Genomic DNA, 22,281 nt, shown 5'->3' with positions numbered 1-22,281 from the left:
CTATATTATAGAGAAAGATGAGGAGCCATGGCTGAAAATCAAACCTTTGACGAATTGAATACACCAGGTGCTGTTTTTTTTATTTTTGGTGCGACTGGCGACTTGGCCCGGCGTAAACTTTTTCCAGCTATTTACAGCTTGTACCGCGAGGGAAAGCTGGCTGAGGATTTTGCGGTAATCGGCGTGGCGCGCCGTCCCCGGACTCCGGAGGAGTTCAGAGAAGATGTGCAGGCCTCGATACGCGAGTTTAGCCGTTATCAGGCAACCGACGACAACGAATGGGCAAAGTTTGTTAATCATTTTGAGTATAAATCACTCGATATCAACAATGTTGACGGGTTCCGCGAGCTGAAGGCGCAGACGGAAGCGCTGGAAGAGCGGTTCCGCATTCCGGGTAACCGGCTGTTCTATCTGGCGCTCGCCCCAGAGCTGTTCGGCGGCGTCTCCTTCAACCTGAAAGCCGGAGGAATGCTGGACGGACAGGGCTGGAACCGTCTGGTGATTGAGAAGCCGTTCGGCTACGATCTGGAATCGGCCGAGAAGCTGAACGAGCAGATCCGCCAGGTGTTTAAGGAAGAGGAAATTTACCGGATCGACCATTATCTTGGCAAGGAAATGGTGCAGAACATCGAAGTGATCCGGTTTGCCAACGCCTTTTTCGAGCCGCTCTGGAACAAGCAGTATATTTCCAACATCCAGATTACGCTTGCTGAAACCGTCGGTGTCGAAGAGCGCGGCGGCTATTATGATCATGCCGGTGCGCTGCGGGATATGGCTCAGAACCATATGCTTCAATTGTTGACCATGATTGCAATGGAGCCGCCAAGCCGTCTGCTGCCAGAAGATATCCGCGACGAGAAGGTCAAGGTGCTGCGTTCGCTTCGTCCGTATGCAACCGGGGAAGAAGTGCGCCAGAATGTGGTGCGCGGGCAGTATACACAGGGCCTGTTCAATGGTAAGTCCGCGCCTGCTTACCGTCAGGAAGACAAGGTGAATCCGGAATCCATCACGGAAACGTATTTTGCGGCCCGGGTATTCGTGGATAATTTCCGCTGGGCGGGCGTACCGTTCTACATCCGCACAGGCAAACGCCTGCCGGCAAAGACGACAGAGGTGGTCGTGGAGTTCAAACGGATGCCTACCAATGTCTACTTAGGTCAGAAGCATAACCTCGAGCCTAATCTGCTCGTTATTCGCGTTAACCCGATGGAAGGTATTTATGTGAAGATCAATGCCAAGAAGCCGGGCTCGGAATCGGAAATTCAACCGCTGGCTATGGATTTCTGCCAAAGCTGCCTGGTCGGCATCAACTCGCCGGAAGCCTACGAGCGCCTACTAAATGATGCTGCGCGGGGCGATTCCACATACTTCACCCGCTGGGACGAGGTATCCTCGGCCTGGTCGTTCGTGGACCATATCGCCAAAGCCTGGAAAGAGGATTCCAGCGATCTGGCTTCTTATCCGGCAGGCGCTTGGGGTCCGGTTGAAGCTACTGAACTGCTTGAACAGGACGGCTTCCACTGGTGGCCGGTCAACGGGCAGAAAGAAAGCAATGTTGTATGGTCAGTGAACAATTAATAATGTTAGTCGGATAGATATTCAGAAATCTCCCTGCCCTAGAGCTCTAGGGCGGGGAGATTTTTTTCTCGGAGCTTGTATTTAGGTAGATAATGCCGCACCGATTTTGATATACTTTAAAGGATGCCCGCTTTAATATGTCCTTCGGCTGTAAGAGATGAGGGCTGACAGGCAGCGGGAAAGGACGGTTAACTTAACGATAGGAGCTAAGAATATGGCCATTCAGCCGATTTGATACAGTGTTATTCTTAAGACGATAAACGGAACGTGAACAATTCAGATATGAAGGGATATGTATAATGAGTCAAACGATGGATCAGAATTTGCAGCAGGAAGTGGACAAACGCAGAACATTCGCGATTATTTCCCACCCTGACGCAGGTAAAACGACGCTCACGGAGAAGCTGCTGCTGTTCGGCGGTGCGATCCGGCTGGCGGGAACGGTCAAGGCCCGCAAAGCAAGCAAGCATGCGACAAGCGACTGGATGGAGATCGAGAAGCAGCGCGGAATCTCCGTTACTTCCTCGGTTATGCAGTTCGATTATGAAGGCCACCGGATAAACATTCTGGATACCCCGGGTCACCAAGACTTCAGTGAGGATACCTACCGCACATTGACTGCCGCCGACAGTGCGGTCATGCTGATTGACGTCGCCAAAGGCGTCGAAGCGCAGACCATCAAGCTGTTCCAGGTATGCGCGAAGCGGGGCATTCCGATCTTTACATTCATCAACAAGCTCGACCGCGAGGGCCGTAATCCCTTTGAGCTGATGGAAGAGTTGGAGCAGGTGCTGGGCATCCGCTCGGTGCCGATGAACTGGCCGATCGGTACGGGGCGTGAGCTGTGCGGGGTCTACGACCGCATGAAGAATCAGGTGGAGCTGTTCCAAGGCGACGATCATTCGGTTATCAAAGTGCAGAAGGTGGAAGACTACAGCGATCCCGTCATCCGCGAGATGGCGGGCGACTATCTGCACGATCAGCTGTGCCAGGATCTAGAGCTGCTTGATGTTGCGGGTGATCCCTTCGATTACGAGAAGGTACTGCGCGGCGAGCTGACGCCGGTGTTCTTCGGAAGTGCGATCAATAACTTCGGCGTGCAGACGTTCCTGGAGAACTTCCTGCAGCTCGCTCCGAAGCCGGAACCGCGCCGCAGCACGGCGGGGGTTGTGGAGCCGACAAATGAGAAATTCACCGGCTATGTCTTCAAAATCCAGGCGAATATGAACCCGGCTCACCGCGACCGGATTGCTTTTCTGCGGATCGTCTCCGGCAAGTTCCAGCGGGGCATGAGCGTAAAGCATGTGCGCGTTGGCAAGGACATCAAGCTGTCCCAGCCGCAGCAGTTTCTTGCCCAGGACCGCGATATCGTCGAGGAGGCGTATCCGGGAGATATTATCGGTCTGTTCGACCCGGGCATTTTCCGCATCGGCGATTCGCTCAGCCAAGCGGGCGATGTGGTGTTCGACGAGCTGCCGACCTTCTCCCCCGAGATTTTCGCCAAGGTCAGCATTAAAAATGCGCTGAAGTCGAAGCAGTTCCAGAAGGGAATCGATCAGTTGACGGAGGAAGGTATGATTCAGGTGTTCCGTACGGTCAGCTTTGACGATATTCTGCTGGGTGTCGTCGGACAGCTGCAATTTGAAGTGTTCGAGTACCGGATGAAGGGCGAGTACGGCGTGGATGTGCAGCTTCAGCGGATGCCGTATCAGTTCGCGCGCTGGATTGTGGACGAGAACAAGCCGGACCCAAGCAAGTTCCGGATCAATTCGACGCTCGTTACGGACAAAAAGGGGAATTTCGTTGTGCTGTTCGAGAACGAGTACGCGATGCGGACGGCGATCGAGAAGAATCCGACAGCGAAGTTTCTGGAAACGGCGCCTTAAGTTTAAGATAACCGGCATGTGCTGCCGGAATGAAAGCGGACAAAAGCCTCCATCTCTCGCGCGTTTGGCGCAAGAAGAGACGGAGGCTTTTTCCAATGCTTCAACTGCCGCTGGTAGGCGAGCCCGGAGCGGAGGACTTCAGATGTTCGTGCAGCATCGTAACGAGATTATCTTTTTTGGCGGGATCAAGGTCTTTCCAAATGATTTCAAATACTACGCCAAGTCCTGGCAGCGCGGTTTCCGGACCGTCAACCGAACCATCGATCATCTCCCGCAGTTCCTCTTTGGAATGGCCCTGGACTTTATGGATGACCGCCTGGCGTAAGTCGAGCATAATGGACATGTGGAGGGCTCCTTTTTTCAAAAGTGTGTATATGCTGAACATAATATGCCCTGCCCCGGGGCTTAAAATTCAAGTTTAATTCGCCTTGTGCTATACTGTTTTGAGACAATCGACTGCATACGGGGGGAGAGCAGATGGCCAAAAAGCAATTCGCCATTATCGGAATGGGCCGGTTCGGTTCCAGCGTCGCTAAAGCGCTCAGCGGTATGGGCTATGATGTGCTGGCTATTGATTCGGACGAGCAGCGGGTGCAGGAAATTTCCGCAATCGTAACGCATGCCGTATCGGCGGATTCGACGGATGAGGAAGCGCTGCGCGCGCTGGGCGTCCGCAATTTTGACGTGGTCGTGGTGGCGATCGGCGAGGATATTCAGTCCAGTATTCTGACCACGCTCATTCTGAAGGATCTCGGCGTGCCAGCCATTCTCGTCAAGGCCAAGAGCGAACTCCACGGTAAAGTGCTGAGCAAGATCGGAGCAGACAAGGTCATTTATCCGGAAAGGGATATGGGGATGCGGGTGGCGTATCATCTGGCCTCGCCGAATATTCTCGATTACATCGAGCTGTCGCCGGATTACAGTATTCTGGATATGAAGGTGCCCGGAGCGATGTTCGGTAAGAACCTGAAAGAACTTGATATCCGCGCCAAATATGGCTGCAACGTTATAGCGATCCGCCGGGGGGGCGAAATGAACATTACCCCGAACGCGGACGACCGGCTGGTGAGCGGCGACGTGCTGGTCATTGTCGGACACAAGGATAATCTAACCCGGCTGGAAATGGCCTATCAATAAGAATGAATGGTTCGGAAAGGTTGAATTCGATGGAAATTATGTCTCCGCAAAATGCGCGGGTTAAAGAGTGGGCCGGATTACTTGATAAGAAACACCGTGACAGGAGCGGAAAATATATCGTTGAGGGTGTTCATCTTGTCCAAGAGGCGTTGATGGCGGAAGCGGATGTTGAAATTCTGGCTTACGACATCGATAAAGGTATGCCTGCGGAGCTTAGCGGTCTGCTGCAATCTGCTCAGGGCATGGAGACCATCGCGGTCTCGGCAGCGGTCATTGCCAAATGCAGCAGCACCAATACGCCGCAACCTGTATTTGCGGTAATCCGCAAAGAACGGGATGGAGCGGAAGCAGTGCTGGACAAGCCGGACAGCCTCGTTGTTGTGCTGGACGGCGTGCAGGACCCCGGCAATGTCGGCACTATTATCCGCAGCGCGGACGCGGCGGGAGCGGACGGCGTCATTCTGGGACGTGGCTGCGCTGATCTGTACAATCCGAAGACCATCCGTTCCACGATGGGCTCGATGTTCCATCTGCCGGTTGTGGAAGGCGATCTGGCAGAGATTCTGCCGCAGGCCCGGCAGCGCGGTGTGCTGCTGGTCAGCACCTCGCTGCAAGGCGTGGACTCCTGCTACAGCCACGATTTTCGCAGCGGCAGCCAGTGGCTGCTGATCGGCAGCGAGGGCCGGGGCATCTCGCCGGAGACGGCGCAGATGGTGGATAAGAGCATCATCATCCCGATGAAGGGCCGGGCCGAATCGCTGAACGCGGCGATGGCGGCGACGATTTTATTGTTTGAGTCGATGCGGCAGCGGGGGTAACGCTGATTGTTTCCTCACCCTCCATTGTGAGTTGTAATTCAGTTTGGCACTGGTTTGTAACGTAGTTTTGGCACAAAAAACTCAGTCCTGATGGTCAAGAAACCTTGATGTATCAGGACTTTTTTGAATTCTTAACTAAAGTTACACTGGTTTTTCTTAGAATGATAAATTGGCAGGTGCTGATTTTAGGTTCAAAAACTCTTGTAATGATGTATGGCATAAATCGTAGTATGAAGGTGGTTTAAATTACCACTATCGGGACAAATATTAAACGATTACGGCAGATTCATGATCTTAATCAAACTGAGTTTGCTAATAGAATAGGTGTTTCTCAAGGCAGTCTTAGTGATTTGGAGTCTGGGAAAAGTAAGCCGGCTATAGAGATGGTTATTTCAATTTGCTCTGTATTCGGGTGTTCTTATGAATGGCTTTTGACTGGGATGGAATATTCTACTGCTGGGAATATAAATAATACAATAAACGAATTAGTGCAAATTATTAAAGAACTAAACCATATTGAGCAGCTAGAGTTATTAGAGATCGCAAAAATATATCTAAAAAGAAATAAGTTCTCCTAAATAGATTTTCGATGGTTATCAAGAAATTAATGTTAAACCAAAAAAAAAGCAATTGCTTTAATATATTTATAATATACAAGCCTTGAGTTATAAAAAAAGTAAGACTATTTTTAAGTATATGTATGACAACACCAAATTGAGCAGGATAATAGTAAAATTATATTAAATAGAAAGCAGTTGATCAAAAAGTATCAAAATAGGCAAAAAGAGATTATCGAAATGATTTCTATCAGAAAGCTGCGAAATATGTAAGACAGAAGCAATCTAGCAAAGGAATACATATAATAGATTTTTTTAAGAGTATTGGCAAGACAAAAACATTTGTATATAAAAATTTTCCTGAGTTTGGAGAATGGTTAAAAGAGCAAGAAGCAGAGCATAAGAAAAACTATAGAGAGCATACTGATGTACAGCTTGCAGATCAACTAAAGTTGAAAATTACGGAATTCGAAAAGGCTGGGAAAATCATTACGAAAAGAGCGCTCGCAAGAGAACTAAACATAAGTCAATCAACGGTTTCAAATAATCCATAAATTCGAAAATATTATGGGAACCATTCTTGAAGTCATTAATTATCTTATTGTAGTTAAAATGCTGAAAATGTAGTTGTGTTGAACAGTAGAGTTCTGTACATAGGTATTTTGTAATAACGAATTTATTGCACTAAAACATAATATTGGTATAATGAAATTACTGGAAATGTTATTGGAAAAGGATGATTGATATGCGCATCACAAAAACAAAAGACAGGTTTTCTGTTGAGGGGGAATACGTAAAACCGAGGCTTTTTTTGCATGAGAACATATTAGCGGGAAAGCAAGATGGATTTCCATCACAAGAGAAGCCGATTGCCTTTTTAATGGGAGGAGGCTCAGCTTCAGGGAAATCGTGGCTGCGTAAATTAATTTGTGAAGAACAATCAGAACTCGGAAATGAGTTCTTAATAATAGATGCGGATGAAATCAAAGAATTGCTTCCTGAACATTCTGAGTTAATACAGAAATATCCGGAGCAAGCTGCGTCTGTTCTACACGATGAAAGTAGTGACATTGCCAGTAAATTGCTGGATTCATCAGCCCAAAAAAGTCATAATCTTATCTATGATGGAACCATGAAAAACTATTCCAAGTACCATAGAATAATTTCACTATTAAAAGATTATGGGTATATTATCAGAATTGTGATTGCTGATGTTGATATAGATGAGGCAATTCGTCGAAATGATGAAAGATTCAAGGCTACAAAGCGTCTTGTTCCAAAAGTCGAACTTATTAATAGTCACGTGCGTGTTGCGGAAGTATTTCTGAAGCTAAAAGATCAAGTCGATGAGTATTTACTCTACGATACATTTGACGATTATACCGTTTTCGCCTATAAAAATGTGGATGAAGGAGAAGTTTTTAAGAATCAAGCTCGACTGCAAGTGTTTTTAGAAAAGTCAAATCTAAAAATGATTGATGGTATTACATCGCCATAAATAATTTATAATAAGCAGACCCCTGTGTTTGGAAAAATGCTTTTTATGTGGTACAATAAGGATGGAAATAGGAGGCGATAATAATGAGCCTTAAAGAAACAATGGAGTATATTGAGAAAAATAAAGGTTCTTTTTTGGAAAGAATGAAAGCAGCAGAGGCTATGGAAAAAAACAACTCGGATGGTCGGATGAACATTCAGAACCAACACAAACAAACTACACTTCAGGCAGCAAAGTTAAAATAAATTGCATAAATTAAAAACACGCCTAATAAAGGGCGTGTTTTTTTGTGCTTGGTTGTTTAATACGCATAAATGAGAAGTGTGTGTTTAGCAAACGTGGAAAATAGAAACTCTAAGTATAAAGGAATTTATTATGTGGAGATTTATCGGGAATATTGGATAAAAAAAGGTTAAGTTTGGATGTTCTTGTTGTTAAAATGGAGGAATTATGGAATAATCGCATTGGAGGGATTAACATTGAAAAATTATGCGGAGATTATGAAAATTATTGATGGTGGCCTTAAAAACGACCCGAAAAAAGTTTATGATTATTCATTACTGTTAGCAGAAAAGTTACGCTCTACAGGGGAAGAAATAAAAGCAGAACGGATACTCAAATTATTAAGCAGCCAAATAGCTTTTCAAGACAATCAAATCATAGGCTCAGCTAGATATTCTAAACAGGCCAGGCAATTACCTTTTGATCAAGAATCTAAGCTTGAAATTGCTGACTATTATGAACCCTATCAAATCGAAAATAAGCCACTCATTTTGTCTAAGAGTAACCAGCAACAAATAGATGATTTCACAAAGTCATATGTTTATTCAGATAAATTAGCTTCACATGGTTTAGACGTTGCAACAACACTGTTACTGTTTGGCCCTCCCGGGTGTGGAAAAACGAAAACCGCCTTTTATGTTGCTCAAACCTTATCTTTACCGCTCGTTATTGCACGTTTGGATACTTTGATTTCTTCGTACTTAGGTAGTACATCAAAAAATATACGTCTTCTCTTTGAATACGCCAGTCAAACTCCATGTATTTTATTCTTAGATGAGTTTGATGCGGTAGCTAAATTGAGGGATGACCAACACGAGATGGGGGAATTAAAACGAGTAGTAAATTCTTTACTTCAGAATATAGATAATCTTGGTGACAAATGTATTTTAATAGGAGCTACGAATCATGATAAACTACTCGATAAGGCAATTTGGAGGAGATTTGCTACCCGAGTGCATATCAAGTTGCCTACTGAAGACATGATTAAAACGGTACTAAAGCAATACTCTGCAGATCTAAACGTATTTTTTGAAGGCAAACAAATAGATCTGCTTGCTGAATTATTTGTAGGGCAGTCTATATCTGACATTGAACAAATTACAAAGAAAGGAATACGCAAATCCATTATCGAAGATAGAGAAATGCAGCTAGCTGATATTGTCGAAAGTTACTTCTCTTTTATTCAGATGGATTTTGAGGTTGGAGATATAGATGAATCAAGAAGGGGAAAAATAAAATATTTGATGGAGAAATTGAATAAACCGAGTAGAAGAACAATAGGTGAATTGTTAAGATGTCATCACAATACGGTCAGCAGTGACATGGAAAAAATTCAAACTAATGAGAGGTAATGACATTGAGTGATGAGAAATATCCGGCAAAATTAGTGAGTTTAAGACCATCGGATTTCGAATACGGAAGGACGCCTGTTCCTATTCCTGCGCCGGCAAGATGGGAGTACGAAACTAGGGAGCAAATTGTTAGGCATTTTCAGTCTTTGATCTATCAATTAAAAATTATTACCCAAACGTATTTACCAACTGCAAAAGCAAAACTGACTAGTCGTAGAAGCTACGCTTACCCAATTGTTTTGAAAATGAATAAACTCGCAAAATCTCACAGACCTGACCAGATTTTAAAAGAACTATCAAGTGAAGTTATTGCTGTTCATGCGCTTGGGAAAATTATAGTTGCTATAACTGAAGATTATCTCAAGCAATTTATAATTATGATTGATGAATTAATAAAAATTGTCCCCAAGAAAAGAGAAGATTGGATTGTTTGGGGCAAAAGTAAATCTGGTGCTCCAGTTCAAAGTGTTGAAAAAGAAAAAAATCGAGAATATGATTTAATACACGAATTAACTTGTATAGATGTTATCCAGGCTTATTCAGCCAATGAAGTTCTGGAAGCAATGGGTGCAGAGGATTATAAGGCTTGTGAGAAAGATGGAGAGTTTAAAGTTAGATTTTTTTCTTATGATGATCAAATGGATAGAGAAGTGCTATTCAACTTTACATCCTATTTTCACCACCGAGGCTTAGAAAATCAGAAAATTAATCGGTTGAAATATTCACACAATCTTTCTACATATACCATTCCTTATGTGAATCAAGAAATTATTCAACAGATGGCAAGCTTTCCTGGGGTGGAGTCCATATCAAGTTTTACACGATTTCGTGTAACGAATGCTAATTTAATGCAAGATACTCAAGTTTTAGATGTAGTTCAGCCAGAACAAGGGAAAACTTATCCCAAGGTAGCACTAGTTGATTCCGGAATAGGGTCAAGTAATGCACACTTGGCTCCATGGATTGAATCAGAGGAAGTGTATGTTCCATTTAATCGGCAGGATAATTATCATGGGGAATTTGTTGGAGGCTTACTCATATATGCGCACCTTGCCAATCCTTTTTTAAAGGATGTGGTAGATACTGGGGTCAAAGTTCTTGATGTCATTGTTTTACCGAATAAAAAATATGAATCAATACGAGAAGATGACCTTATTGATGCACTGGAAGATGCATTACGTACCTATTCCAAAGAATTTCGAGTGTGGAATCTTTCTTTAGGTAGCAGCAGATTATGTTCTGGAATGATTAGCGAATTTACTGCTTCAATAGATGAACTTCAAGATCGCTTCAAAGTTTCATTTGTGATCGCAGCAGGTAATTACATGGAGATGAGAAATGTTTGGCCAATAAAAGATCCATTTTTAAATGAGATGGATCGAATAAGCCTTCCAGCAGATTCAATTAGAGCTATAACTGTCGGGGCTGTTGCATACAATAATGATTCGACCAATCTAGTAAGCAAAGGGGAAGCAGTTCCTTATTCAAGAAGAGGACCTGGTGTAGGTTTATCAATAAAACCAGATGTTGTTCATTACAGTGGGAATCCAGATAATTTCCCAATACACTCTATTGATACTTTCGGCCATATCGTATCTGATTATGGAACGAGTTTTTCTGTCCCACTTGTATCAGCGGTATTGGCCGAATGCTATGAACAATTCCCGGGTACGCTCACAAAGACAATGGCAAAAGCATTGCTACTACATGGGAGTAAACATCCTGCAACGAAAAAATATATAACTACTTTGAATGATCACTATTTATACGGATTTGGATTACCACGTAGAATTAATGATGTGCTTTATGGGAATGAGCATGAAATCACTCTTATATTTGAAGGTAAACTAAATCCTACTCAGAATAGGAATTGGATTAGAATATCTGATTTTCCTTTCCCAGAATCGTTACATGATGGAGGGAAAATAAGAGGAGAAATTCTTGCTACGGTTGTTTATGAACCTCATCTGAATCCGCAACGAGGTAGTGAATATTGTAGAGCTAATTTGGATTTTAGACTTCGAACCTCTCGTGCTAAAGGTGGGTATGACACAATAACCAAAGGAAGTTCCGCAGGTGAAGGTTCTGATAGTGCTATGTGGGAAAAAGATCAAATGACTAGGGAACTAAAATGGTCGGCAGCTAAGCAGTTTGTATTCAAAGCCCCTCGAGGAAGGGAAGGTTCAAGTGATATTCGACTGGAGCTTTACCCCACTTGGCGTAACTTGAGCGAAAAAAAGGAGATACCATTTGCGATCGTAATTACAATCCGTGATCCGAAGAAAGAAGCCCCCGTATATAATGATGTATCTAAGGCCCTCCTAATGTCTTTTCAATCTAATGATGTGAAATTGCGTTATGAACCTACACGGATCAGTTCTAGGGGGAGAAGTTAATAAAAGCAAAAAAAGCTCCGAGATATTGGAGCTTTTCTGTTTTACTGTAAATCATGATAAATTCATATTACTAAATCAATGCAAACAAGTTGGGAAATATGGAAATCGAGGCTTTAATATTCCAAATCAAGATGAAAAATCTTTATGGTGTTAAATATAGAGAACTGGTTACTACAGTTGATGAAATTTATTTTTCTATGGATGACGTAGAAAGAATTGTATGTAGAACATGCTGAATCTTTAAAAGGTTGCTGATTTGTGTCAAAAGTCAATACACTATTTAACGGTTTATGCCAATTGTCATTACAAACTATGCCAAAACTACGTTACAAAAACACCGGAAACAGGCTCTTTTTGTGCCAAGTTGAAATACAACTCACACCTCCATGTGTGTTAGTTATAACGTAAATTGAGACTGTTTATAACATCAAAACGAGACAACCAGATGGCATCAAAGCCCTTGTAATACAAGGCTTGGCTGCCATTTGGTTTATGTGGGTTTACATCAAGTCTTTTGAAGACTCGATTATACACTTCTATCCAATAATGTCCCCACTTGTTCTGCCATGACATGAGGCGGATAAGGCATTCCATTCGTTAACCACCATTCCAATACCCCTACGTAAGCCGTTCCCATGAATTGAAGAATAACTTGTTCACTTAAATTGGAACTTTCCTCTTTTGTTAAATCCACCTCATCTTTGAACGCTTGAATAAGAAACTGAAGGAATCGGCTGCGAAAAAAAGGGGCTCCTTTACTCGCTAACATCGTCGAAAAGAATAAATAATTACGCCCAAAGTATTCGAAAAAGACCAGGGTCGCATCTTTCCAATCCATTTCACATGCCCATTCGCACATTTCCCCAAGTTCGTTTATATGGCTTTCGATAATCTTGTCCAGCAAATCAAATTTATCCTGGTAGTGAAAATAGATGGTTCCTCTGTTCACGTTTGCCCGATCACAAATATTCTGTATCGTAATATCATCAAAGTTTTTTTCAGACATCAGTTCAATCATAGCTTTTTTAATCGCATCTTGAGTTTTAAGGATTCTTCGATCCACTTTGGACATTGTAGGAATCACCAAACTTTCTCATTTAATTGACACTTTTTCAGGGTTTGTTCACTATCGAACAGATTACGTTCATTTAACCATTGCAAGGAATCGGTTTCTTTTTATAATTATAGACAGATGTATATTAATTGATCGATATATTTTTTTTTACACCTGTTGGATTTGGCTATTTGGCGTCCGATCGTTGGAGGGCTGCTGGACCGATTTGGCAGGCGGCTCGAAATATTTGTAGAGAATGGATAGTGAAAATATGAGGAATACTCGGAAAATTTACATGCTGGCCCTGATTACCTTCATGGTCGCTACAACGGAGTTCATCATTGCAGGCATTCTTGACAAGGTAGCCGCTTCTGCGAATGTATCGGTATCGGCGGCTGGACAGCTTATCACCGTATTCGCGATTGCTAATGCAATCGGCACGCCTGTTGTGATGATGTCGACGGCGAAAATGGATCGGCGCAAGCTATTAATGCTTTCTCTCGCCATACTTGTGCTCGGCAGCGTGTTGACATTTGCCCTTCCTGGCTTTGGCTTTCTAATCTTCTCTCGCATTCTGCTTGCTTTAGGAAGCGGGGTTTTTGTCACCATCGCCAAGACGATTGCGTCAAATCTCGCGCCGCCTGAACGCCGGGCCGGGGCGATTGCGACCATTATTACGGGGTTTAGCGCAGCTCTCATCGTCGGGGTTCCCATTGGCCGTGTTGTAGCCGCGGCATACAACTGGAAGGTAATCTTCTGGGGCATCGGTATTCTTAGCTTACTGGCGATCTTCGCTGTCGCGCGGATGATTCCAGCCACAAATAGCGAGGAGACCGTCCCTCTGGGCAATCAGCTCGCTCTGCTGAAGAACTCGAAAGTCGTAATGGCTATTGTGATAACGTTCTTCTGGCAGTTAGGATATGCCGTGCTCTTTTCATATATTGCTCCTTTCCTGCTCGCCGTTACATCCATGAGCGAACCGGAAGTGAGTGCTGCTCTCTTTGCCTTTGGCATTGCTACCTTAATAGGTTCAAAGCTCGGCGGATTCATAACGGATCGGATCGGTATCCCCAGGTCGCTTGTGGGCGGCATGGTAGTCCATGTCATCGCTCTTGTGCTGCTGTCGACTATCGCTGGATCAACCATTGTCACCATTCCGCTCTTGATGCTGTGGGCTTTTTCGGCATGGTCGTCCGGCCCGGGTATGCAGTATAACCTGGTCCTGCTTGCTCCGGAAGCTTCCGGAATCATGCTCAGCCTGTACGGTTCCATCTTGCAGCTCAGCATAGCCGCGGCAGCCGGAATCGGGGGGATTGCCGTGGGAAACGGATCGATGCTGACGGTCAGTTGGATCGGGGCTGTATCCGTTGCGATTGCTGTATGTATTGCGGCGGCATCATTTAGTTTTTCCCGCGCGACCAGCAATAGTATAGCAACGAAGTGAGGGCTCTTTGGAATTCGGTGAGGGAAAGTAGATTTAATACCGATGGAGGGAATACTGTGAATAATCATTCAAGTATTGGAGAAGACGTTAGAATAAAAGTTTCTTTTAACAACGAAGAAGTGTTTGTAAAAATGTATGATAATCCAACAAGCAGAGATTTTTTAACATTATTCCCGTTAACCTTAACTTTAGAAGATTATGCAGGAACCGAAAAAATTAGCAGTCTGGCAAAAAGATTATCTACAAAAGATGCACCATCAGGCAGTAATCCTTCAGTTGGAGATTTCACTTATTATTCCCCTTGGGGGAATTTGGCTATATTTTATCGGGATTTTGGTTATGCAAATGGACTTATAAAATTAGGTCATATTGAATCCGGGATAGAAAAGCTTGCAAGTATTCGCGGCGATTTTACAGTGAGCATTGAAAAAATGTAAGAAGAGTGCAGGGATTCCAGAAAAAAATGGGCCAACTCATTGAGTCGGCCCATCTTTCATCCAAGCAAAGTTACAAAGTAGCTACATCAATGACAAACCGATAACGCACATCGCTGCGGAGGACACGCTGATACGCTTCGTCCACTTGGTCCGCGCGAATCACCTCGATTTTGGGGGTAATGCCGTGCTCTGCAGAGAAATCGAGCATCTCTTGCGTTTCCCGGATTCCGCCAACGAGTGAACCTGCGATGCTGCGGCGGCCCATGATCAGGGAAAATACCTGGTACTTGTCCGGTTCAGCCGGCGCACCGACATTGACAAGCGTTCCATCGATGCGAAGCAGCGATAAATAGGCATCAACGTCAAGATTTGCGGACACGGTATTTAAGATAAGGTCGAATTGACTGGCCAATGTTTTGAATGTGGCGGGATCACTGGTCGCAAAGTAATGATCGGCGCCAAAGCTCAGGGCTTCCTCTTTTTTACCGATAGAACGGCTCAAGACGGTGACTTCAGCACCCAGGGCATGCGCATATTGGATCGCCAGGTGGCCAAGACCTCCCATTCCCACAATGGCAACTTTCTTGCCCGGGCCGGCGTTCCAATGTTTCAGCGGCGAGTATGTCGTAATGCCTGCGCACAGCAGCGGGCTTGCCACATCCAGATTCAGACGGTCCGGGATACGGACAACGAATCCTTCTGTTACTACGATTTTTTGGCTGTATCCGCCGTAGGTCGGATTGCCGTCATAGTCCAGGGAGTTGTAGGTTGCGACAAAGCCTTTCGTACAATATTGCTCCTCTCCCTTAAGGCAGTATTCGCATTCCCCGCAGGAGTCAACAAAGCAGCCAACGCCAACACGATCGCCAACGGCAAATTTGGTAACCTCAGTTCCTACGGCCGCCACAATTCCGGCGATTTCGTGACCGGGAACCATGGGGAAAATGCCGCCGCCCCATTCGTCGAATGCACTGTGGATGTCGGAGTGGCAAATCCCGCTAAACTGAATATCGATCAGGACGTCGTGCGGGCGTAATTCTCTCCGCTCAATTGTGGTTTTTTCAAATGGCGCTTTTGCGCTGGGGACACTTAGAACACGAGTTTGGCACATGTTTGTTCTCTACTCCCTTTCTCATGAGGATAAATAACATTTATATTTTAATGTACATACGTTTATTATTATAAAGCTATGCATGATACTTGCAATTGTCAAATCATTAGAATTTGTTGATTAATGAACAGATTATATATTTCTGTCTAATAACGTCCCCAGTTGTTCAGCCAAAACATGATGGGGGAAAGGTTTCTCATTCGTGAACCACCACTCCACTACACCAACGTAAGCCGATGAAACGAATCTAACGATGACCTCTTCATGTAATCCCTCGTTTTTTCCTCCGGTTACGTCCACTTCCTTCCCAAACTCTTCGATAAGAAAGTTCAGGAACCGATTGCGGAAATAAGGAGCCCCTTTGCTCGCCAGCATCAGCGAAAAGAATGAATAATGACTTTCGAAGTATTCGCAGAAGATCAGCGTCGCCTCGATAAAATCCAATTGACATGCCGATTCGCACAGCTTCCGCAGTTCGTTAATATGCTCCTCAATAAGCTTATCCAGCAGATCAAACTTATCCAGGTAATGAAGATAGATGGTCCCCCGGCTTACATTTGCCCTGTCGGAAATATCCTGTATCGTAATGTCATCAAAGTTTTTCTCGGACATCAATTCAATTACAGCCTTTTTCAACGCTTCCTGGGTTTTGAGAATTCTTCGGTCCACTTTAGACATCAAAGGTGCCCTACTTTCCAAAAAAATTATTAAACAACCATAGCATAATTGTTCATTACTTAACAAATCATGCTAATCGTACAATTGAATACGTTGTGCAGTTGTTTATAATTATAGACGTGAGTTCATTAATACATCAAGAATTATTATTGTTTTTATGTTTATTATATGAGGGAAGGAAGGTTGAAATATGTCTAATGAAAAAGAACTGACTGGCGCACAAAGAGCGATCGGAGATTTCGCGCCGAAACTTGTGGAGCTTACCGACGAGGTTCTGTTCGGCGATGTCTGGGAACGGAAGGAGCTTGCTCCGCGTGAACGCAGCTTGATTACCGTAGCGAGCCTGATCGCGGGCGGGAATACGGAACAACTGGGATTTCATTTGAACAAAGCCAAAGAGAACGGTCTGTCGGAGGAAGAGCTCAAAGAAGTCATTATCCATCTTGCTTTTTACGCCGGATGGCCGAAAGCCATGTCTGCCATTATGGTAGCCAAAGAAGTGTTTTTGAAAGGGAAATAGGGAGGTTTTATCATGAAATACCGCACAGTCGGAAAAACGGGGATTCAGGTCTCGAAGCTATGCTTCGGCACGATGTCTTTTGGCGGGAACGCGGACGAAGGAACGTCCAAAGCCATGTTCAAGCGCTGCCGTGAAGCGGGGATTAATTTTTTTGATACGGCCAATGTTTATAGCGGGGGGCGGTCCGAAGAAATCCTGGGTGAGTGTATCGCCGACTGCCGGGATGAGATTGTGTTGAGCACGAAAGTGTTCTATCCGATGGGAAAAGATATCAATGCCGGTGGCCTCTCCCGCCGTCATATTCTGCTTGAAGTGGAAAATAGTCTGCGGCGGTTGAAGACGGATCGGATCGATTTTTACTTTGTGCATATGTTCGATGAGAACACTCCGATGGAAGAAACGCTCCGTGCGCTGGACGACCTTCAGGCACAAGGGAAAATTCTTTATCCGGCGGTAAGCAACTGGGCGGCCTGGCAGATTGCCAAGGCATTGGGAATTTCCGCAAAAGAGCAGCTTGCCCGGTTTGAATTGATCCAGCCGATGTATAACCTGGTTAAACGTCAAGCCGAGGTCGAAATTTTACCGCTTGCCGCTTCGGAACAGCTGGGGGTGATTTCCTACAGCCCGCTCGGAGCCGGACTTCTTACAGGCAAATATGGAGTGAACAAACGGCCGGAGCAAGGACGTCTCGTTGAAGAGAAAAGATATACGGACCGCTACGCGGATAAAATGAATTTTGTCGTAGCCGACCGGTTTAACGCCTATGCCGCGGAGCGTGGTGTGAAGCCCTCTACGCTGGCCGTCGCCTGGGCGATGTCGCATCCTGCGATAACGGCGCCGATTATCGGGGCAAGAAACCTGAAGCAGCTTGAGGATTCGCTAGCCGCTGCCGATGTGGACATGACTCCGGAGTGGCGCGATGAAATCTCTTCGCTTTCGGTTACTCCCGTACCTGCGACGGACCGCGGCGAAACGTTGCTGTCGATGTGGACATAACTCCAAATGATTCAATATATATAAGGGGCAATTGCCTTAGGCAACTGCTCCTTGTTGCGTTCAGCCCCTCCATTGTGAGAAATAAAGTACAAATAGCATATTGAAAGTGCTTCCAATCTTTTTTAAAATAGGTTGGGGAGTCCATGTCTAGGGCTTTAACCCAATCATTTGCAAGCGATTACATAATTAGGAGAGGGGGCATCAACCCACCAACAACAACGCATGAAAGATTTCGGCAGTGAATAGGATGATAACGTGTCAAAGTTGATGTCCACATTTGCAGCGAAAGGTGTTGGTTCCATTTTGAGTAAAAAGGGAAAAACGCTAGCCACTTTAACACTGGCGCTCGCCTTGGCATTTCCGGCCGGCTTGACCGCTAACGCTTCCGGGCAGGCCGCCGACTCAGACTATTACAACGAGGTTCACCGAAATCAGTTTCACTTCTCACCTCAAGCGAATTGGATGAATGACCCGAACGGAATGATTTATTTCGAGGGGGAGTATCATCAGTTTTTCCAATACGACCCTTACCAGAAGACCCAAGGCCCCATGCATTGGGGACACGCGGTCAGCAAGGACCTCATTCATTGGGAGCAGCTGCCATTTGCCCTGGCGCCGGATGAAAACGGTGTTATTTTCTCGGGAAGTGCGGTCATCGATTATAACAATACAGCCGGGTTCGGCAAAAATGCCATGGTCGCCATCTTCACTCACGCCAACGGACCAAGGCAGGTTCAAAGTCTAGCCTACAGCACGGACAGAGGCCGGACATGGACAAAATATGAAGGCAACCCTGTCATGCCGAATCCGCCCGTTCCCGACTGGCGAGATCCGAACGTCTTCTGGCATGAAGAATCGAACCAGTGGGTAATGACTCTCGCATCCAAAGACAGAATCATGTTTTATACGTCGCCCAACTTGAAAGAGTGGACCTACCAGAGCGAATTCGGCCCGGACGGCGGCATTCAGGGAACCGGGCAAGCCGGGGGCTACTCCTTTGCCGTATCGACGCAGCGCGGACAGTCATTTGTGTACGAAGCCGACGTGATGCCTATTGAGAACAATACGCTGATCGGAGCGGGAGGACTGGTATTCCGGGCGGACCCGGAAATGAAGAGCGGCTATGTCGCCATGCTGAATACGGAAACCGATAAAGTTACGTTCGGAAAAATTGGAAACGATTCAATTACGGAAATTGTCTCCAAACCCGCCGATCTCCGTGCTTCCACGACGTATCATGTAAAGGTCGAGACGATTGACGAACGGGTGAAAATTTATGTGGACGATAAGCTGGTTATCGACCAGCAAGATTCGTCTTTCGGAAGCGGCTACTTCGGACTGTCGTCCTGGAACTCGTCCGCGATCTTCCGGAACGTTAAGTTTACCAACACCTCAAATTTTGTGACCAATATTTCCGGCTGGACCCCCGTTTCGGGAACGTGGGCGAACAACAATTCCGGGAAGCTCGGTAGCTCCGCAGGCGATGCCTACACTATGAGCGGGGAGACCGCTTCCGATTTCAGTTATGAAACCGACTTGAGGATTTCCCAATATAACGGCGCCTCCGGATTTGGCTCGCTTGTATTCCGGGCGGACGCAGACGGGAACAACGGCTATGAAGCCGTACTCGATGACGCGAACGACAAGGTCCGGCTGATCAAAACGGTAAACGGCGCAAGCACCGTTATCGCGGAGAAAGAGGCGGTCGTCGAATCAGGCAAAACGTACCATCTGAAAACAAGCGCAGCCGGCAGCGCGATTAAAGTGTTTCTGGATGGCAAGCCGGTTATTGACGCAAAGGATGCAGCCTACTCCACAGGCTTGCTCGGTCTGCACGCTTCGGATGCTTCGGTCCAATTCCAGGGCGTGCTACAGACAAAGTATATTATCACGGAAGCTGCCGAGATTGAGAACCATGATTTTGAGACAGGCGATTTAACGGGCTGGAAAGTGGTAAGAGGAGACGCTTTTACGAACGCGCATGTCTCGAGAGCGACGGAATATTGGGGCGGACCTTTCGGACAGCAGGGCAACAGCCATTTATGGGGAGCGGCGGTTCCTCCTTATGACGCTTTGACAGGCGAGCTCCATTCCAGCTTTTTCAGGCTGGGCGGTTCGGGTGAAATCAACCTGATGATCGGAGGGGGCAATGATATCGCTACCCGGTATGTTGCTCTGGTGAGAGCTTCCGACGATAAGGAACTGATCCGTCAAGAGAACAAATACTGGGCGGACGATGAAAAATATCACCGGTTCGTCTGGGACGCTTCAGACTATTTAGGCGAGGTGCTGTACATCAAGGTCGTCGATAATGCGACCGGCGGCTGGGGCCATATCAACCTCGACGACGTAAATGTCTACAACACGGGAACAATACCCGCAGCAGTCGATAATAAAGCCCGGGAACCGCAGGAACCGGAGCAGTACGAAAGCGCTACGATTACCGAATGGAAAGGAATCGTCGGAGAGTGGGTTCCTTCGACGAACGGCAGGGTGGCAGGCGTTTGGGAGTGTCCGGCATTATTTACCCTTCCGGTCGACGGGAATCCGGGCAACAAAAAGTGGGTGCTGCTGGTCAGTCTGCAAAACGGTTCGATCGGCGGCGGGGCGGGCATGCAGTACTTCATCGGGAATTTTGACGGCAAGCGGTTTGTAAACGACAATCCGGCGGATCAGGTGCTGTGGGCAGACTATGGCGCCGACTTCTATGCCGGTATCCCGTTCAACAACATAGAAGGGAAAAACGGGGAGCGATACTGGCTCGCTTGGATGAGCAATTGGCAGTACGCCAAAAAAACGCCGACCACGACGTGGAGGAGCTCTTTGACGCTTCCGCGAGAGATGGAGCTGACCCGGACCGAAGACGGCCTTCGGCTCAAGCAAACGCCGGTCAGCCTGGAAAAAATCCGCGACAACAGCGGCAAAATCACGATGGAAAACCAGGTGATTTCAGCCGGAAGCGCAAATGCTATTTCCAAGACCTCAGATGTATATGAAATCATAGCCGAGTTTGATCTATCTCAATCGACGGCTTCTGAATTCGGCTTTAAAGTGCACAAGGGCGCGATCAAGCACGGAGACACTCCTGAACAGACGGTGGTCGGGTACGATACTGCCAAGCAAAACCTGTTCGTAGACCGCTCGAAATCCGGCAACTTCAATTACGGTATCCAGGTAAAGGGCAAACATGAGGCGCCGCTGCGGCCGGAGAACGATACGGTCAAGATGCATCTCTTCGTGGATCGCTCCGCGATTGAAGTATTCGGCAATAACGGTACCGCTGCCATTACCGATCAGGTCTTCCCCGACCCGCGCAGCACCGGGCTGGAAGTGTACAGTAAAGGCGGGGATGTGACGCTGAAGTCGCTGGACATTTACCCGCTGACATCGATTTGGGGCAAATCCCCGGTTAAAACGAACCTGAGCGGATGGACCACGATCAACGGCATGTGGGCGGATACCCTCTATGGCAAACAGGGAGAAACGGCCGGTATGAACGCCATCACGATTTCGGGCAACACGGGCGGCGACGCTTCGTATGAAGCCGATATCCGGATTCTCGATACCGACTCTCACCCGAATGACCCGAATCAGGACTATGTTCCGAATCCGGTCGGCTCCGGAGATTTGATATTCCGTTCCGACAGGCTGGGCGAGAACGCGTATATGGCAAGATTGGATGTCCGGACGAACACAGTGAAATTGATCAAATCTGCCGGAGGCCAATCGGTGTCCCTCGCCGTTTATGGTGCGGAAGACGGGCTCAACCTGACAGCCAACAAGACATACAACCTGAAAGTAGTAACAGAGAAAGATTTGATCCAGGTTTACCTGGACAAAGCACGGATCATCACGGTCAGAGATCCTTCGTTCACGGGCGGATACTTCGGTTTGGGCGTATCAGGCTCTACAACCGCCTTTGATAACATCATTTACAAAAACAAAACGGATTTTGAGCCCGATCCTCCGAAGCCAGCTGATACGACCACCACAGATTTGATTAATCCGGATTTTGAAACGGGCGACCTGACCGGATGGACGGTAGTGAGCGGCAATGCGTTCAGCGACAAGCATGTCTCGCAGGAGAAGAAATTCTTTGGCGTTCTTCCTTTCAACCACAGCGGCACTTATCATCTTTGGGGATACAATGGGGAAGAGGACGGCGATGGCGCGACCGGCATCCTGAAATCGGGCAATTTCAAGCTGTCCGGAAGCGGGGAGATCAGCTTCCTGATGGGCGGCGGAAACGATTATGAGAACCTGTATGTCGCCCTGGTAAGAGCGTCGGATGATCAGGTTCTGCTGAAAACGACGAACGTCGGTTTTGAAGATGACGAGACCTACCGCAGAATGACGCTGGACGCTTCCGAGTATCTGGGTGAAGTCGTATATATCAAGCTGGTCGATACCGCCACCGGCGGTTGGGGCCATCTGAACGTCGACGATTTTAAGGTACAATAAAGTCCGGTATCACGATTCGAGTGTTGACAGCCGCATAATGTACAAAGTTAGCGTCCGGTTACTTCCTGTAACCGGC

At 46.4% G+C, this 22,281-nt stretch carries 18 protein-coding genes and 1 pseudogene; 15 read left to right on the top strand and 4 right to left on the bottom strand.

Going from position 1 to position 22,281, the window contains the following annotated elements; all coding sequences use genetic code 11:
- The first annotated feature begins 27 nt into the window (after positions 1-27).
- Positions 28-1,578: a glucose-6-phosphate dehydrogenase gene (zwf, locus tag VK70_RS18590; protein ID WP_025695595.1), complete on the top strand. Its 1,551-nt coding sequence runs from the start codon at positions 28-30 to the stop codon at positions 1,576-1,578.
- Between the two features lie 299 nt (positions 1,579-1,877).
- Complete coding sequence (locus tag VK70_RS18585; protein ID WP_025695596.1) at positions 1,878-3,464, top strand: peptide chain release factor 3; 1,587 nt, start codon at positions 1,878-1,880, stop codon at positions 3,462-3,464.
- Positions 3,465-3,564: 100 nt separating this feature from the next.
- On the opposite strand, the gene sspI is transcribed toward VK70_RS18585, so the two are convergent.
- Entirely contained in the window at positions 3,565-3,807 is a 243-nt protein-coding gene (sspI, locus tag VK70_RS18580; protein ID WP_025695597.1) for a small acid-soluble spore protein SspI, read from the bottom strand.
- Positions 3,808-3,920: 113 nt separating this feature from the next.
- Between sspI and VK70_RS18575 the strand changes: the two genes are divergently transcribed.
- The 7 genes from VK70_RS18575 to VK70_RS18550 all read left to right on the top strand — a co-directional run bounded on the left by VK70_RS18575 (position 3,921) and on the right by VK70_RS18550 (position 11,504).
- Complete coding sequence (locus VK70_RS18575; RefSeq protein WP_267885661.1) at positions 3,921-4,601, top strand: potassium channel family protein; 681 nt, start codon at positions 3,921-3,923, stop codon at positions 4,599-4,601.
- A gap of 29 nt (positions 4,602-4,630) precedes the next feature.
- Positions 4,631-5,419 carry a TrmH family RNA methyltransferase gene (locus tag VK70_RS18570; protein WP_046724389.1) on the top strand — a complete coding sequence of 263 codons (789 nt, stop codon included), beginning with the start codon at positions 4,631-4,633 and terminating at the stop codon, positions 5,417-5,419.
- 245 nt (positions 5,420-5,664) lie between these two features.
- Positions 5,665-5,997, top strand: a complete 333-nt coding sequence (locus VK70_RS29580) for a helix-turn-helix domain-containing protein (RefSeq protein ID WP_081754909.1) — start codon at positions 5,665-5,667, stop codon at positions 5,995-5,997.
- Between the two features lie 724 nt (positions 5,998-6,721).
- Positions 6,722-7,474: a zeta toxin family protein gene (locus VK70_RS18560; RefSeq protein WP_025696609.1), complete on the top strand. Its 753-nt coding sequence runs from the start codon at positions 6,722-6,724 to the stop codon at positions 7,472-7,474.
- Between the two features lie 83 nt (positions 7,475-7,557).
- Positions 7,558-7,719, top strand: coding sequence for a hypothetical protein (locus VK70_RS28405; RefSeq protein ID WP_155986936.1), 162 nt, complete (start codon positions 7,558-7,560; stop codon positions 7,717-7,719).
- Between the two features lie 234 nt (positions 7,720-7,953).
- Complete coding sequence (locus VK70_RS18555; RefSeq protein ID WP_025696608.1) at positions 7,954-9,108, top strand: AAA family ATPase; 1,155 nt, start codon at positions 7,954-7,956, stop codon at positions 9,106-9,108.
- Between the two features lie 5 nt (positions 9,109-9,113).
- On the top strand, positions 9,114-11,504 hold the full coding sequence (locus VK70_RS18550; RefSeq protein ID WP_158454079.1) for a S8 family peptidase: 2,391 nt from the start codon (positions 9,114-9,116) through the stop codon (positions 11,502-11,504).
- A gap of 526 nt (positions 11,505-12,030) precedes the next feature.
- Here the strand turns inward: VK70_RS18550 and VK70_RS18545 are convergent.
- A complete protein-coding gene (locus VK70_RS18545; RefSeq protein WP_025696605.1) occupies positions 12,031-12,576 on the bottom strand; it encodes a TetR/AcrR family transcriptional regulator in 546 nt (181 codons plus the stop codon).
- 253 nt (positions 12,577-12,829) lie between these two features.
- Here VK70_RS18545 and VK70_RS18540 point away from each other — a divergent pair, with 253 nt between their 5' ends.
- Together VK70_RS18540 and VK70_RS27350 are read left to right on the top strand one after the other, a co-directional pair.
- Positions 12,830-14,002, top strand: a complete 1,173-nt coding sequence (locus VK70_RS18540) for an MFS transporter (protein WP_025696603.1) — start codon at positions 12,830-12,832, stop codon at positions 14,000-14,002.
- 56 nt (positions 14,003-14,058) lie between these two features.
- Positions 14,059-14,439: a cyclophilin-like fold protein gene (locus tag VK70_RS27350; protein ID WP_233277705.1), complete on the top strand. Its 381-nt coding sequence runs from the start codon at positions 14,059-14,061 to the stop codon at positions 14,437-14,439.
- 70 nt (positions 14,440-14,509) lie between these two features.
- On the opposite strand, the gene VK70_RS18535 is transcribed toward VK70_RS27350, so the two are convergent.
- The gene (locus VK70_RS18535) at positions 14,510-15,550 is read right to left on the bottom strand and encodes an NAD(P)-dependent alcohol dehydrogenase (protein ID WP_025696601.1); all 1,041 of its coding nucleotides are present in this window, start codon (positions 15,548-15,550) and stop codon (positions 14,510-14,512) included.
- Positions 15,551-15,682: 132 nt separating this feature from the next.
- Complete coding sequence (locus tag VK70_RS18530; RefSeq protein ID WP_025696598.1) at positions 15,683-16,228, bottom strand: TetR/AcrR family transcriptional regulator; 546 nt, start codon at positions 16,226-16,228, stop codon at positions 15,683-15,685.
- A 190-nt stretch (positions 16,229-16,418) separates the two neighbouring features.
- On the opposite strand from VK70_RS18530, the gene VK70_RS18525 reads away from it, so the two are divergent.
- The 4 genes and pseudogenes from VK70_RS18525 to VK70_RS29010 all read left to right on the top strand — a co-directional run bounded on the left by VK70_RS18525 (position 16,419) and on the right by VK70_RS29010 (position 22,205).
- A complete protein-coding gene (locus tag VK70_RS18525) occupies positions 16,419-16,748 on the top strand; it encodes a carboxymuconolactone decarboxylase family protein (RefSeq protein ID WP_025696596.1) in 330 nt (109 codons plus the stop codon).
- Between the two features lie 12 nt (positions 16,749-16,760).
- Positions 16,761-17,744 carry an aldo/keto reductase gene (locus tag VK70_RS18520; protein WP_025696595.1) on the top strand — a complete coding sequence of 328 codons (984 nt, stop codon included), beginning with the start codon at positions 16,761-16,763 and terminating at the stop codon, positions 17,742-17,744.
- A 300-nt stretch (positions 17,745-18,044) separates the two neighbouring features.
- Positions 18,045-19,115: pseudogene (locus tag VK70_RS29370) on the top strand (family 16 glycoside hydrolase); the annotation flags it as partial.
- Between the two features lie 30 nt (positions 19,116-19,145).
- Entirely contained in the window at positions 19,146-22,205 is a 3,060-nt protein-coding gene (locus tag VK70_RS29010; RefSeq protein WP_324608001.1) for a glycoside hydrolase family 32 protein, read from the top strand.
- Positions 22,206-22,281: the final 76 nt, after the last annotated feature.

This window comes from Paenibacillus durus ATCC 35681, assembly GCF_000993825.1.
GTDB lineage: Bacteria > Bacillota > Bacilli > Paenibacillales > Paenibacillaceae > Paenibacillus_AQ > Paenibacillus_AQ durus_B.
The sequence above is the reverse complement of the archived record's forward strand: the minus strand, read 5'-3'. Positions and strand labels throughout refer to the sequence as shown.